The 14,316-nt window shown below is 56.1% G+C and carries 11 protein-coding genes; 7 read left to right on the top strand and 4 right to left on the bottom strand.

Translation table 11 applies throughout. The features are described from left to right. Positions 1–59 precede the first annotated feature (59 nt). The gene (locus tag AC1965_RS11190; RefSeq protein ID WP_483883951.1) at positions 60–1,010 is read right to left on the bottom strand and encodes a hypothetical protein; all 951 of its coding nucleotides are present in this window, start codon (positions 1,008–1,010) and stop codon (positions 60–62) included. Between the two features lie 161 nt (positions 1,011–1,171). After that, positions 1,172–3,040, bottom strand: coding sequence for a glycosyltransferase family 2 protein (locus AC1965_RS11185; RefSeq protein ID WP_483883950.1), 1,869 nt, complete (start codon positions 3,038–3,040; stop codon positions 1,172–1,174). Positions 3,041–3,618: 578 nt separating this feature from the next. On the opposite strand from AC1965_RS11185, the gene AC1965_RS11180 reads away from it, so the two are divergent. Both AC1965_RS11180 and AC1965_RS11175 read left to right on the top strand, forming a co-directional pair. Continuing rightward, positions 3,619–5,310 (top strand): FkbM family methyltransferase, encoded by a 1,692-nt coding sequence (locus tag AC1965_RS11180; RefSeq protein ID WP_483883949.1) that lies wholly within the window; start codon positions 3,619–3,621, stop codon positions 5,308–5,310. 49 nt (positions 5,311–5,359) lie between these two features. Next, positions 5,360–6,133, top strand: a complete 774-nt coding sequence (locus AC1965_RS11175) for an alpha/beta hydrolase (protein WP_483883948.1) — start codon at positions 5,360–5,362, stop codon at positions 6,131–6,133. Positions 6,134–6,137: 4 nt separating this feature from the next. On the opposite strand, the gene AC1965_RS11170 is transcribed toward AC1965_RS11175, so the two are convergent. Continuing rightward, positions 6,138–7,211: a hypothetical protein gene (locus AC1965_RS11170; protein WP_483883947.1), complete on the bottom strand. Its 1,074-nt coding sequence runs from the start codon at positions 7,209–7,211 to the stop codon at positions 6,138–6,140. Between the two features lie 272 nt (positions 7,212–7,483). Beyond that, positions 7,484–8,149 (bottom strand): GntR family transcriptional regulator, encoded by a 666-nt coding sequence (locus tag AC1965_RS11165; protein ID WP_483883946.1) that lies wholly within the window; start codon positions 8,147–8,149, stop codon positions 7,484–7,486. 166 nt (positions 8,150–8,315) lie between these two features. On the opposite strand from AC1965_RS11165, the gene dctP reads away from it, so the two are divergent. The 5 genes from dctP to AC1965_RS11140 all read left to right on the top strand — a co-directional run bounded on the left by dctP (position 8,316) and on the right by AC1965_RS11140 (position 14,087). Continuing rightward, entirely contained in the window at positions 8,316–9,302 is a 987-nt protein-coding gene (gene dctP, locus AC1965_RS11160) for a TRAP transporter substrate-binding protein DctP (RefSeq protein ID WP_483883945.1), read from the top strand. 111 nt (positions 9,303–9,413) lie between these two features. After that, positions 9,414–9,953 (top strand): TRAP transporter small permease, encoded by a 540-nt coding sequence (locus tag AC1965_RS11155; RefSeq protein ID WP_483883944.1) that lies wholly within the window; start codon positions 9,414–9,416, stop codon positions 9,951–9,953. Then, on the top strand, positions 9,953–11,281 hold the full coding sequence (locus tag AC1965_RS11150) for a TRAP transporter large permease (RefSeq protein ID WP_483883943.1): 1,329 nt from the start codon (positions 9,953–9,955) through the stop codon (positions 11,279–11,281). The genes AC1965_RS11155 and AC1965_RS11150 overlap by 1 nt, the downstream gene beginning before the upstream one ends. A 4-nt stretch (positions 11,282–11,285) precedes the next feature. Next, a complete protein-coding gene (locus AC1965_RS11145; protein ID WP_483883942.1) occupies positions 11,286–12,551 on the top strand; it encodes a malonyl-CoA decarboxylase in 1,266 nt (421 codons plus the stop codon). Between the two features lie 12 nt (positions 12,552–12,563). Then, entirely contained in the window at positions 12,564–14,087 is a 1,524-nt protein-coding gene (locus AC1965_RS11140) for a malonate--CoA ligase (protein ID WP_483883941.1), read from the top strand. Positions 14,088–14,316: the final 229 nt, after the last annotated feature.

Genomic DNA, 14,316 nt, shown 5'->3' with positions numbered 1-14,316 from the left:
GTGCGCGCGGCCCCGGGGGCCCACGTAAGCCCTGCAATTCAGACGGCACATATCCTACCTCACGTGGCGGAATTGCTAGGGTTATTTGCACGTGCGCGTGCAACAATCTCGCGCGCCAAGTCCCGCTCTTCTGACGTGGGTGTGAAACATGTCATTGCTGGGGCTTGCTCCTCCAACGTGAAACCACTTCCGCCACCATACCTTTTGAGAACGCTATTCATGCCGTGGCCGAACCTTGTGTGGCATTCTTCGATTTCTTCTGGGGTGAGAAGAAGAGGTGCGGCTTGAGTACGCGTATCAACCATGCGGTCGCTCAGTACGGCGTGGCACAATTTGACTGCCTCGACATGCGTCGCATCATCCGTGTCGATAATGCGTCTCTTGACGTCGAGCATCACTCGGATTCCATAGGCATCTAACGCCCTGTTTGAATTTTCCATCGGTGCACTGTCCGAAACCAGGTTTTCAGCAGGAACCCCCAGCCAATCAGCAAAAACTGGAACAACATTGATTTGGGGTTTGAAAGCAACCGATCGGATTGCACTGCGGCCCAAGATCTGCTCCCATCGTTCCAGATGCGCCACAGACCTCAGCCCAACGGTATACCGCCCGGATTTAAATGTCAGTGCTTGCCATTCGCTGAGGCGCGTCCGATGCGCTTTCAACACTTGGTTTTTCATGGAATTTGCCCAAGCGACAGGTTCGCGGCAAAAGAAAATGACCTTGGCTGTGCGGCAATGCGACAGCAATGCTTCGATTGTTTGGTTCGGCGCAGCATAGGCTCGCTCGAAGCTCAGTACCGCTGCCGGGCTACGATATGTCATCGCGTTGAGCTTTTCGTCGGTCGCACCGTCATAACTGGTGAATATGTGCTCGTGCCAAATACCTGAGCGTAGATCTAATGCACAGTCCAAGCCCCGGCCTTTTAGGAAGTCGGAATTCTGTCCAAGAAAGCGCTGGATCGCTTTTGACCCAGCCTTCTGCATGCCGATATGAAGGAAGAAATCCACAAGTGTAAAATTCTCTTGATGCGAGATTTAGGAGGCACAGCTTTGGTGGCCTTGTACCGGGTTGTCAATAAACATACCCCGCCCGGTTCTGTCACCTGTGCGATAGCAGACTGTCGCCACCCGAATTGCGCCTTAAATGCCCCTGTAAGCAGGCAGGCGGCTCAGTCAGCCGTACTGTCGGCGTCGAGTATTTCCACCACCCGCGATACATCATCTAACGCCTTGGCCTTCAACCGGCTGATCAATGCCGCCGTATCTGCACGCGCCTCGATCTCGGTGATCTTTTCATTTTGTCGTTGCACTGCGGTGTCATGTAGCCGCGACAGGTCGGGATCACTTTTTAACTGCTCAAGCGCCTGCATGACGCGTGGCAGGTTGCGTTGGATCGTGACGTCCTTGCAGGAATTCCAATCCATCCGAACCCAGTGCTCTTCGGCTTTTTCCTTTTCCTCGGGGTCCATGGCTTCGCGCGTGACCAAAAAGTCGCTCAAGGATCGCAAGGGGTAGCGGTTAAGTTGGACCAGATCGTATCCCACCGTTTTCACATCCGACCGCCAGCCGCTTTTAGCGCGTGCTGTTGTTATGTCCTCGCCCGATCCGTTGACCCAAATGACCTCTTTTACATACTCTTTCGACAGGTTGGTGGGGCGGTGCGTTGTTAACGATTGATAGGCACCAATATTGCGCGTCGCTGTTTTGAAACCCCAAGCTGTGTGTGGTTTGGGCAGATAAGAGGGGGCACATGTGTCGAACTGTGATAAAATCGGCGCGTCCTGATACTCCAGCAGTCCCGCCGACCCAAAGTTGCGCCGCGTCATAGCGATGTTTGTCACGTTCTCAGGAAGCGCTTTGACGAGGCACTCAAACGTCCCGTTTCCGGTCCGAATGTTCACGAATTCATCCGTGTCGATATGCACGATCCAGTCTGCTTCGAAAACCTTCGGGTTTGTCATTACCCTGTCCAACGGCGATGCTGGTGCGGTCTCACCGGTCTGTTCGTCGTAATTTAAATGGGTGGCAAAACCGCGCTTTTGCAGATGCTGAAGCATCTCTTGCGTGCCATCAGAGCAATCGCTGGAAAAAATCAGAAAGTGATCAAATCCAATGGCCCGGTGATAGGCAAACCACTCCAGCAAGCGCGGGGCGTCGTTCTTGACAGTGGCGATGATTAGATTTCCGGTCGAACCGTCGATTGGTTCTTTGGGCGGCACGTGATCAAAAGGCGGCTGAACCGCGCTTTCGTCAAATCCAACCAGATCGTTGCGCGGTTGAAAACGTTTGCTCAGCTTGTCCGAAACGGCCGCGTCAGCCGATGGTTCAGGCTGCTTTGATGGGGTGGATTTTTTCGAAGGCGTCGTGACATTCAGGATCTGATCATAGCCTACGATCAATCGCTCTTGCTTGGCTGTTTGAGGGGCGGCGTCTGTCTTGCCTTCGTGGCCAAACAAGCTTGGATCGGTGGCAAAGTCGCGTGATAGAAAATCGGACAATTTGTCCGGTGTATCCTGTTCGATGTTGTACAGAATGAAATTCTGGCCTGTCTCCTTGAAGAATGCAGGCACCTCGGCATGATGTTTGTCCCACATGGCCGACCATGCTTCGACTGTTTCGTCCATCGACGAAAGGCCGAGCCCTTGGCGATACCTTTCGCCGTAGTTTTGAGCTGTTCCGTGGTTCAACCGGCTTTGAATCCATCGGTCTTTGCTGCGGGTGTTCAGGATGAAATAGGAACGCGGATAATAGGCCGCAAATGATCGGTAAAATGCACAGGCTTCCACCACGCCGGTCTTTTTGACCCATTGCATGTCTGTATAGGCTGTCCACTTGTCCCAACCCTCAAGCGGCGGCTTGCCGGTGGAAAGATTGTCGCTGATACCGCGTGCAAGGTCGCCCCGTTTGAAGTGGACCGACTTGATCCCGTTCTTTTCAAAGAAATCATAGAATGATCGGGTGCCGCATTTATTAAATCCGATTTGGAAAATTCTGGGCTTGATTGCGTCAAACCCAGGCCCACCTACCTCAAGGCGCATTTTCGGAACCCTTATTTTGTGCTCGATTTTCCGGCAGTATGCGATGTCGTATCCGGTCGCACAATATTTGATGTTCGGCGGTTTTGAGATGTTGCAAATTGACCTGCTTTTAAAAGGTCACTCAATGGCTTTCAGGTTTTCCCCAGCCTACCGTGGTCCTCTTCGGACCTCGGAACGCTGCGCGGGCGTGCAGGCTGATCGCGGGTCGACGTCGACATGATCGCACGGTTCTTGGGGGCCCAAAGGGCGCTTGATCTCTTTGGTGAACGTGGCGACGCCCGGCGGCGGTTCGGGAAAAAGACTGTCATTGCGGCCTTCTATCGCTTATATATGCCTCAAAGAATGGCCCCCAAAAGAGGGGCTCAACTGTGCAGGTATCGTCATCAATGAAAGATGTTGAAGTAGGTTTGCAACCGCCAAACCCCAGGGATGTGCAGAACTGGGCACATCAGATGCGGACCCTGAAATCTGCGCATATCGTCCCGTCCCGTGCGCGCGGGCTTGTCCAGCAATGTGGCGTCTACGACCGAAACATGGATTATTGCCACGACGCAGTTTTGTGGCGCGGGCAACCTTTGATGACGCCAATTGAAGAGGGGCTTATTGCGACGCCACAGAAGGCGATGAAGGGGGGGTACCTCTGGGGCGGTGTCATACACGACCATTTTGGTCACTTCCTGGTGGAAACCCTTAGCCGCATTTGGGGATACGGCGAGGTTGAGGGCAAGATTGACGGTATACTCTTCTTGGAAAAACGGCCCAAGGGGGCAACGGGCGACGAAACGGTCCGTTGGCATACGGCTGAAACACCATTTTTGTTGCAGTTTCAGGAACAGGTGTTTGCCCAGTTTGGGATCAAGGTGCCCATCGGCGTGGTCTGCGCTCCGACGAAGGTGGAGACGCTACATGTGCCGGGGCAGGGCTTTGGCATGATGCAAATGACGGTTGGCACGCCCAAGTTCAAATCCTTCGTTCAGGGCCGCTTTGGCCACGGGATTGCGCCCGAGGGGCCGGAACGGCTTTATATTTCGCGCTCGGCCTTTGGCGCGCGGCGTGGCGGGATTATCGGCGAGGATATTATCGAAGACCGTCTGAAAAAGGACGGATATACGGTGTTTCATCCTCAAAAGGTTGACCTTCAAACGCAGATAGCACGGTACAAAGCGGCGCGTGAAATAGTCGCCGCCGACGGGTCTGCGCTGCATCTTCTTGCGATGGTCGCCAAGCCAGATCAGAAAATTGCGATGATCAAGCGGCGTCGGTCCTCGGCCGCCAGAGGGATCGAAGCGCATGTTGCGTCGTTCGCCGGCACACGGCCCGTGGTCATCGACGCGATCAAGCAAAACTGGATACGCTCGGACCGCAAGCGGGTCGATCGTTTCTCGCTGGCGGAACTTGATCTGCCCGCGATGGGCAAGACGCTGGCCGCCGCTGGGATGGCTACTGAGGCGGGTTGGAACGACCTCGGGGCGCCTGCTTGTGCCGCGATCTTGGCTGATCTGGAAAAGGAGAGCCAATACAGTTTCAGACCTCAGCGGAGACGAAACACCGAACCGCGCCCAACGGTGAAAGAGGAACTGCCAGAGGGGATTGTCGCAAGCTGTCATGGTATTCAGGTGCCGAAATCCTTTGCGGTCGCGTCAAAGTGGCTGGTGCGCAAAATCAACAACGGTAGGTATGAGAACAAGGAAATCGCGGGGGCGCTGACGCTTGTGTCCCCAACCGACCGGGTGTTGGAGTGTGGGGCAGGGATCGGGATTGTGGGCACGACAATCGCCCATAACTGCAAACCTCAAAAGATGCTTTCCTTCGAAGCCAACCCGAATCTGATCCCGGTGATCGAAGCGACATACCAACATAACAAGGTGGATCACATTATTTCGGTCACCCACGGCGCGTTGATGAGCGGTGCCGACCTTCCCGACAGCACGACATTCAATATTTCAAAGCGCTTTGCCTATTCTTCGCTTCACGCTGCAAACAGTGAAGATTTCGCGCAGGTCACCGTTCCTGTCCACGACTTTGCGACCGTAAAGAATGACTTTGTTCCGACGGCTCTCATGATGGACATTGAGGGCGGCGAGTTGGACTTTCTTGAGGGCGCAGACCTGTCAGGGATCAACTTGGTTGTGATGGAGTTTCATCCGAGCATTTACGGCGTTGAGGGTATGAACCGCTGCAAAGATCTGTTGCGGCAGGCGGGGTTCAGCCCTGTACCCAAGAAATCCTCGGAGTTTGTTTGGGCGGCACGAAGGGATGCGCAGGCGTAGGGAGGCAGGTAAGGACGTCGCACGGGTATTGGCGAACAAGACGGATATCATGAAGCACGAGTTAGAAGAAATCCCGGCAAACGCGCCTCTAAAGATGGGCTACTGGCGTGGCACGTCGGACAAGTTGGTCGTCGTGCTAAGCGGCGTTGGCCAAGACCCGGACGAATATCCGCCGTTTGAATTTTTTGGCTCCGCGACCGAAGATCAGAAAAATCATGCGCTGTTTATCAGCGACAGAAGTCGCAGCTGGATGAACGGCGACGGCATGAGCGCACAAATAGTTGATAAAATTAATGAAGTCGCCAAGCGCATAGGGTCACCCGACATTCATTTGATGGGCAACTCAATGGGCGGCACGATGGCGCTTTTTCTCAAAGACCAGGTTCGGGCCAAGACCGTTCTGGCCTTCGTGCCACAATTTTCAGTATCACCCAAGGTGGTGCCCAATGAGGACCGCTGGCGCAAATATCGAAAGCACATCAAGGATTACAAGTTTCTAAGCGTCAGCTTGAAAAGCAACCCTGAGCAGACCGTTTTCATCCTGCATGGCGACACCCCCAAAGAGATGATGCACGCGCAGAAATTCCCCAAAATTCGCGGCGTTCGGCACTTTATCATTCCAGGCGAGGGTCATGACCTGTGTAAGAAGCTCAAGCGCCAACGTCGGCTTTCCGGGCTCATCAGTGCCGCACTCGATGACAGACCGTACAAGTTCAGACGCCTGATAAACCAGATTGGCGGTGTGTTCCTTGCGGATTACGAGCCTGCGCAGCCATCAGCGGACGCCGCTGAAAGCCAGAAGCGTGCCTCGGCGCACAAGTAGATGCCTATACAACGAGAGAGATCAGCCGCCTCAGATCCCGGCCAGATCGTTCGTTCATCTGCTGGCGGAATGTCGCAAGCCCGGCGTTGATATCCAGCAATTCGCGCTCCGTTACTTCGGAAAGGCGGTCCAACGTCGCCTCGACAGTGTTGTCGGACACGAGCATCGGGAAACGGTAGCAGGATTCCGAATAACGATCCATGATCACCGGAACACCAAAGCCAACCGACATTGAGGTCGTCGAGGTAATCTTGATCCGCTGATACTGCGCAAAACCTTCTGCAATGAGCGAGTGCAGGAACGTGGCCGAGCCGAAACTGTCAAAGACATCTTTATGTGGCACTTCGTTTAATTGTCCGGCGGGCAGGATCGTCATCTTATGGTCGAGTTTGTTTTCCGTGATTGCTGCGGCCACGCGGTCGCGGTCGGCACCGCTGGAAGGAAATTCAAACACCAGGTTTTCCCATCGCGTTGGATGCGACGACAGCGCCGCGATCAGGCCAAGATAGTTGCGCGACCGCAAGGTCAGATTGCCGGGCACGACCACCTTGCGGGGGGACGAAACGCTGTAATCTGGTGGCGTGTCTGTCAGGACATAGGGTGCAAGCAGACCGATCTTGTCGGCATATTTTCCATCGGTGCTGGCGTTCAACGCCGTCATCACATGCAGGCCCAGCGTCATGACGGCAAAATTAGCCCGGTCCAGCAGGGCGGTATATTCCGTACCGCTCATGAACTGATCGACGTTGTGCACGAGCGCGATCACAGGCTTGCCACATCGTTTGGCCCAACGCGCCACCTTGGGCCGGTTCATCGTGTTCAGCAGGACAAAGTCGACGTCATCTGACAGCAAGCTATCCCAGTCTGTTGCCTCATCATCCTTGTCAGGTGAGAGGGGTTGATACCGAATGTCTGCATCCCCGCCCTGAACCTGATCAAAAATATCCCCACGAATGCGCCGGATGCGGCGGTTCAGCAGCACGACGGGCCGATACCCAGCAGCATTACATGCGGCAATGACCGACGGGATCACCTCTTCATGACGAGGCTCAAACTGCACGATCAGACATTTACGCATTGAATAGATTTCCCTTATTTCCGGCAGTTAGCACATTGGATTACCGGTTAGATCCGAACCTAGCGCGTCTATACTGCCGGGTCTTTGAGGGAATTTGAAACCGTTTGAATAACTCTGCCACTATGGCGTTTTTGTATCCATTGGTCACCACGGAAGACCCCCTGCAACGCTGTCGGGCTGACACGGGTAGGGGATATTGCGAAACCGGACCGTCCCGATGCGATGCGGTGCGTACGCAGGTATGCTGCCGCCGCATGGACTAGCGTTTTACGTTATTCCGCCGCTGCGTTGCGATTGCGCGACAGCGTAGCCAACAAATCCGCAAACCGGTCCCCTTGAATTTTGATGTGATCTCGCATGGCTGCATTTGCCGCTGACGCATCGCCTTTTCTTATGGCGTCGACGATCGACGCGTGTTCAGTCAAAGATATTTCCATCCGGTTGCGGGCGCGCAGTTGCAGGCGGCGATAGGCCTTCAGGCGCTTTTGCAGGCGGGCGATCTCCTCTCTGAGAAAAGAATTGCCGCTTATGGTGCGGATCAGTTCATGGAAAGTCTCATTTTCGTAGTAGTATCGGTCGCTGTCGCCACTCTTGGCGGCTTGCCCGCATTCTTCGTGACAGGTCTGAAGCGCGTCGATGTCGCTCGTCGTGGCCCGCCGCGCTGCGTTGGCAGCGCATAGCGCCTCCAATTCAGCCATGACTTGAAACATCTCGCTCAAAAGCTGTGGACCAATATCCGCGACAAAGGCCCCCCGGCGCGGGCGGTGTTCCAGCAGCCCGGTGGCCGCAAGCTGAAAAATTGCCTGCCTGACTGGAGTTCTGGAAACGCCGAATTCCTCGGCAAGGGTGACCTCATCAACGCGTGAACCAGGCAAGAGCTGGCCTGTCAAAATCCGGTCTTCAAGTGCGTCATGCACGGAAAACTTCAGTTCTTTCATAGACCGTTTTCTCCCACGTGACCCGCCGCTTCATCATCGAAGTATTATACAGCGCCTCTCTTGTATACAATAATGTTGTAATAAAAAACATTGCTGTTAAGGATTACCGATGCGGCCAGCCGGGGGGAGAATCGGCAGCCGCCACATCGTTCGTGGAGGAACAAACATGTCATTTTTCAAATCCAGCGTTGCTGTCGCTGCAATGGTGGGCGCTCTTGCGTCACCGGCGCTCGCCGAAACCCTAAAACTTAGCCATCAATGGTCCGAAGGCGACGTGCGTCATCAAGTTGCCCAAATAGTGGCCGATGAAGTCGCCGCAGCTGACGTCGACCTGAAGATACAGATTTTCCCAAACCAAACGTTGTTCAAAGCCCGCGAGCAGTACACGCCGCTGTCACGCGGCCAGTTGGATATGACCGTACTGCCACTCAGCTACGCAGGCGGGCAGCAGCCGGCGTATAACCTCACGCTGATGCCGGGGCTGGTAAAGAACCATGACCACGGCGCGCGCCTGTCGGCGTCGGCCTTCATGCAGGAAATCGAAACCGTTATGGCTGGGGACGACGTGATCACGTTGGTGCACGGTTATCTGGCGGGCGGTTTCGGTTCGAACAAGGAATGTATCACCGGGCCGGATGATGTGTCGGGCGTCAGCATTCGTGCGGCGGGCAAATCGTTTGAGCAAATGCTGGCAGGTGCCGGGGCCTCGATCTCTTCGATGGCGTCGTCCGAGATTTACACAGCCCTGCAAACCGGCGTTCTGGATGCGGCCAACACCTCGTCCGAAAGCTTTGTCAGCTACCGGCTTTATGAGCAGTTAAAGTGCTACACGCCTGCGGGCGATTACGCGCTGTGGTTCATGTATCAGCCGATGATCATGAACAAGACCACCTTTGAAGGTCTGACCGAGGCGCAGCAGGCCGCGCTGATGGCGGCGAGTGAAAAGGCAGAAGCCTTTTATCTGGAAGAAGCCAAAAAGGGCGATGAGGTTGCTGCGAAAGCCTTCTCTGACGCGGGTGTAGAGCTGGCCGAGATGACGGAAGACGACTTTAACGCCTGGCGCGAACTGGCCAAGACAACGTCCTACCCGGCGTTTGTCGAGGAACTGGCCGACGGTCAGAAGCTGCTCGATCTGGCGCTCTCGGTCGAGTGACCTTTGAAAACCGGGGTGGCAGGGTCTTCCTGCCCCTCCCCAATCTACCTACGCCTGATAGCTGAATGGAGAGTTGCCCCCGTGACCCAATTTGCGCGCCCTAAGGGGCATATGCCGATCACGGTTCGCTTGATCGGTTTTATCTCGACAGTTTGCGGCGTTATCGCTTCATTCATGATCCTCGCCGCCGTTCTGATCACCTGCCAGATGATTTTCATCCGCGCCGTGCTGAACAAATCGACGATCTGGCAAACCGAAGTTGTGATCTATCTGATGATCGGTGCCACGCTGATTGGACTGCCCTACGTACAAAAGCTGCGCGGGCATGTCGGTGTTGATCTGCTGCCCACCTTGCTTCCTGCCAAAATGCGCCGCGGTCTTTCTGCGGCGACATTGGCCGTCACGGGCGTGATGATCGCGATCATGCTCTTTTACGGCTGGGAAATGTGGCATCTGGCTTGGGCGCGCGGGTGGAAGTCTGAGACTGTGATGGCGATACCGCTCGCGATCCCATATCTCGCGATCCCGCTGGGCTTTGCATTGTTTCTGTTACAACTGATGGGTGACCTCTGGATGGTACTGTCTGGTGCGCCGATAGACGCCAAGGGTATGACCGATGCCTCCCCCACTACATTGCGCGAGGACATCTGATGGATCCGTTGGTACTGGGCGGCCTTGTTGCCGTCGCCACCGTCGTCGTTTTGTTTTCCGGCGTGCCAGTGGGGGCAGGGCTGCTGATCGTTGCGACCTTCTTTCTCTATGTGTTTGATGGGCCACGCAGCCTACAGGCGCTGCCGGAGCTGTTTTACGGCGATTTGAACTCTTTTGCGCTGCTGTCTATTCCGATGTTCATCATCATGGGGGCGGCAATCTCGTCGACCCGCGCGGGGCCTGACCTTTACGAAGCATTGGAACGCTGGTTGACACGCGTGCCCGGCGGGCTGGTGGTGTCAAACCTCGGCGCTTGCGCGCTGTTCGCGGCGATGTCGGGTTCTTCGCCGGCGACATGCGCGGCCATCGGCAAGATGGGCATCCCCGAGATGCGCAAGCGCGGCTACCCGGATGAAGTCGCGGCAGGCTCTATCGCGGCGGGCGGCACACTGGGCATTCTGATCCCGCCGTCGGTCACGATGATCGTCTACGGTATCGCCACGGAAACGAGCATTGGCCGATTGTTTTTGGCGGGCGTTCTGCCCGGTGTTCTGCTTGTCATGCTGTTCATCGCCTGGGCGATCTACGACACATGGCGGCGCGGTGCGGCGGGCGTTGCCCTGTCAGGGATCAGCTATACCTGGGCACAGCGGTTCGAAATCCTGCCACGTGTCATTCCGTTCATCGTGATCATCGCGGGCGTGCTTTATGCGCTGTACGGCGGGGTTGCCACGCCATCGGAAACGGCTGCGGTTGGTGCGCTGCTTTGTATTGTCGTGGCCGTCGTCGTCTACCGAATGTACCAGCCCACTGCGCTTTGGGCGGTGTTGCGAGATTCCACACGTGAATCGGTGATGATCTTGTTCATCATCGGTGCGGCAGGGGTGTTTTCATTCATGCTATCGTCGCTCTTTGTCACGCAATCGGTGGCCGAGTGGATTGCAAATCTCGATGTGAACCGCTGGGTGCTGATGGGGATCATCAACTTGTTTCTTCTGGTTGCGGGTTTCTTTCTGCCGCCGGTTGCAGTGATCCTGATGTCGGCGCCGATCCTATTGCCGATTATCATCACCGCCGGATTCGACCCATATTGGTTTGCCGTCATCGTCACGATCAACATGGAAATCGGGCTGATCACGCCCCCGGTCGGGCTCAACCTTTATGTGATCAACGGCATCGCGCCGGATATTTCACTCAAGAAAATCCTCGTAGGCTCCTTGCCCTTCGTGGGCTGCATGATCCTGGCGATTGTGATCCTGTCGGCCTTTCCTGGAATCGTGACATGGCTGCCGGACGTTGTCATGGGGCCAGAACTGTCGAATGGATGATGCGATGAACCGGGCCACCAGTATTCTCAACGATCTGATCGGGCGCGTCGCTGATAGCGGCCGGGGGTTGATGAAATCGGCCCCCCAAGATGACATCTTTGACATCTGCGAAGCATTGCTAAGCGGAAAGGGCGAGGCCACGGGGCTGGCACAGGCGCGTGTGATTTTTGACCGCTACGCTAAGTTGTCTGTCGAGAAAAAGCACCTGTTTTTCAGCACATTGCGCGACCGGTTCGGCGTTGATCAGGCCAAGGTTGAGGCGGCCTATACCAGTGATCAATCGTCATTGCGCCGACTTCATGCCGCGTCCGAGCCGCGCTCGCAAGAGCTGATCCGCCGCCTCAACAGGGTGCCGGGTGGGACGCTGAAGCTTGTGTCCATGCGGCGCGATTTACTGGCGTTCATGGAGAAGGACGCCGAGCTGAAACCGTTGGATGACGATTTTCGACATTTGTTCAGCTCGTGGTTCAACCGGGGCTTTCTCGAACTGCGTAGCATAGATTGGAACACCTCCGCTGCCGTTCTAGAAAAGATCATTCAATACGAAGCCGTGCATGAAATTTCGGGCTGGAGTGATCTGCGCCGCCGTGTCGCCGCCCCTGATCGCCGTCTATATGCGTTTTTTCATCCCGCGCTGCTGGATGATCCGCTGATTTTTGTCGAAGTCGCTTTGACGCATTCTATTCCGGGCAACATTGATGCAATTCTGGCGTCCGAGCGTGAAATGCTGGCCCCGGATCAGGCCCTTACGGCTGTGTTTTACTCTATCTCAAACTGTCAGGACGGGCTGCGCGGCATCTCGTTTGGTAACTTTCTGATCAAACAGGTGGTCGAGGAGTTGAGGCGCGATTTCGCAAAGCTGACGACCTTTGTGACCCTATCCCCGGTTCCAGGGTTGCGCCGATGGGCTCTTGCGCAGATCGCTCAAGACGCGCTACCTGCGCGCTTGGTGGACATCGTCGCGCGCGCCGAAAGTGGCGAGACGCCAGACGGGCTGGCTGAACTGACCGCGCATTACATGCTGGTGGCACGCGCCCCACGCGGTGGCGCGACCGACCCGGTGGCCCGTTTTCACCTCGGCAATGGGGCGCGGCTGGAACAGATACACCCCGGCGCCGACAAGAGCGAACGTGGTCAAAAGGCGTCTTGGGGAGTGATGGTAAACTATCTCTACGATCTCGCCACGATCGAACGCAATCACGAGGCCTATTCGACGGCTGATGAAATCATTGCCGCGCCACCTGTGCGGCGTCTGGTCAAGACACGCTGAGAAGGACAAGACATGTACGATGGCAACCACCTCGCGCGGACCCTGCGCGCCGCCTCTGTCGGACGCGAGAGCGCGCCGTTCTCGACCGATCCTGCAACAGGGCAGGTCACCAGCCTTGGCGAGTTGTGGAAGAATGCCGCGCGCGTGGCATCGGCGCTTGTCGATCTTGGGGTCAAGCCGGGAGAGCGGGTTGCGGTTCAGGCGGAAAAATCGCTTGAAGTCCTTGAGTTGTATCTCGGTACGATATTGGCCGGGGCGATCCATCTGCCGCTAAACACAGCCTATACGGCCGCAGAAGTTGGTTATTTTCTGGGCGACGCCAGCCCCAAGGTGTTTGTCTGCGACCCGTCCCGACAAGAAGCCCTGGCCGAAGTAACACGCGCGGCCAAGATCGAGACCGTGCTGACACTTGACGCCGAGGGAAATGGAACCCTGAAAGAGCGTGCCAACGCCGCAGATCCCATATCCGAGGCTGTGGCGCGCGGACGCGACGATCTGGCGGCGTTTCTCTACACCTCCGGCACCACGGGCCGTTCCAAGGGCGCGATGCTGACCCACGGCAATCTGGCCTCCAACGCTGAAACGCTGCGCGACCTTTGGCAGTTCACAGGCAGTGACGTTCTGATCCATGCGTTGCCGTTGTTTCACACTCATGGGCTATTTGTTGCAATTAACATCACTTTGGCCGCGGGCGGCGCGCTCGTGTTTCACCGCGCGTTTGACGCTGGTGCTATTATCGGCGATTTCGCGCGGGCCACCACGTTGATGGGCGTTCCGACCTTTTACACCCGCCTATTGCAACACCCTGATTTGTCTCAGGATGTAGCGTCGAAGATGCGCCTCTTTGTGTCGGGTTCGGCGCCGATGCTCACAGAGACCCACCGCGAGTGGCAATCCTGTACCGGTCATACCGTACTGGAACGCTACGGTATGACCGAAACAGGTATGAACACCTCCAATCCCTTTGAGGGAATGCGCAAACCGGGCACTGTCGGCGTGCCCCTTGCCGATGTCGAGCTGCGCATAGCGACTGCAGAAGGGGATATTCTGCCCCAAGGTCAGATTGGCGGGATCGAGGTGCGCGGGCCAAACCTGTTCAAAGGCTATTGGAACATGCCCGAAAAAACCGCCGAGGAAATCAGGCCTGACGGTTGGTTCATCACCGGCGACCTGGGGCAGATTGACGAAGATGGCTATGTCACCATTGTGGGGCGGTCAAAGGATTTGATCATCTCGGGGGGGTACAACATCTACCCCAAGGAAATCGAAACCGCCATTGATCAGGTAACGGGCGTTGTGGAGAGCGCGGCCTTTGGCATTGATCATGCGGATTTTGGTGAAAGTGTTGCAGTCGCCGTCGTGCGAGAACCCGGCGGGTCGGTGACTGAAGACGATATCATGAACGCCATCTCTACTGAACTTGCACGCTTCAAGCTGCCGCGAAAGATTTTCTTTCTTGACGCCTTGCCGCGCAACACGATGGGGAAGGTACAGAAAAACATTCTGCGAAGCGACTACACGTCGCTGTCGGGTTGATTGCAATTCGCTGAGAAGTGGCAGATTCCAACCCATCCGCCGCCCGACGACAAAGGTATAACCAGCGCCAATGCTTAGCCCTTCCGCCAGGCCAGCCGCCCCCGCCTGGAACGTACAGGGATACTTAGCGGCTGACGGCGGGGTTTTGCAGCAAATCTCCGGTGCGCCCCTATCCTTTGCCTCAGAAAAACGGGCGTAGAACGATGCAAAATCTCTGACTTCGCCATTG

The sequence above is a fragment of the Sulfitobacter sp. KMM 9851 genome, assembly GCF_057178245.1.
This window is presented reverse-complemented; position numbering and strand designations above follow the sequence as displayed.

Excerpts from the sequence above, each read along its gene's own strand:
- AC1965_RS11185 (WP_483883950.1), bottom strand. The coding sequence starts at position 3,040 with ATGCGCCTTGAGGTAGGTGGGCCTGGGTTTGACGCAATCAAGCCCAGA.
- AC1965_RS11180 (WP_483883949.1), top strand. The coding sequence starts at position 3,619 with ATGACGCCAATTGAAGAGGGGCTTATTGCGACGCCACAGAAGGCGATG.
- AC1965_RS11175 (WP_483883948.1), top strand. The coding sequence starts at position 5,360 with ATGAAGCACGAGTTAGAAGAAATCCCGGCAAACGCGCCTCTAAAGATG.
- AC1965_RS11170 (WP_483883947.1), bottom strand. The coding sequence starts at position 7,211 with ATGCGTAAATGTCTGATCGTGCAGTTTGAGCCTCGTCATGAAGAGGTG.
- AC1965_RS11165 (WP_483883946.1), bottom strand. The coding sequence starts at position 8,149 with ATGAAAGAACTGAAGTTTTCCGTGCATGACGCACTTGAAGACCGGATT.
- dctP (WP_483883945.1), top strand. The coding sequence starts at position 8,316 with ATGTCATTTTTCAAATCCAGCGTTGCTGTCGCTGCAATGGTGGGCGCT.
- AC1965_RS11155 (WP_483883944.1), top strand. The coding sequence starts at position 9,414 with ATGCCGATCACGGTTCGCTTGATCGGTTTTATCTCGACAGTTTGCGGC.
- AC1965_RS11150 (WP_483883943.1), top strand. The coding sequence starts at position 9,953 with ATGGATCCGTTGGTACTGGGCGGCCTTGTTGCCGTCGCCACCGTCGTC.
- AC1965_RS11145 (WP_483883942.1), top strand. The coding sequence starts at position 11,286 with ATGAACCGGGCCACCAGTATTCTCAACGATCTGATCGGGCGCGTCGCT.
- AC1965_RS11140 (WP_483883941.1), top strand. The coding sequence starts at position 12,564 with ATGTACGATGGCAACCACCTCGCGCGGACCCTGCGCGCCGCCTCTGTC.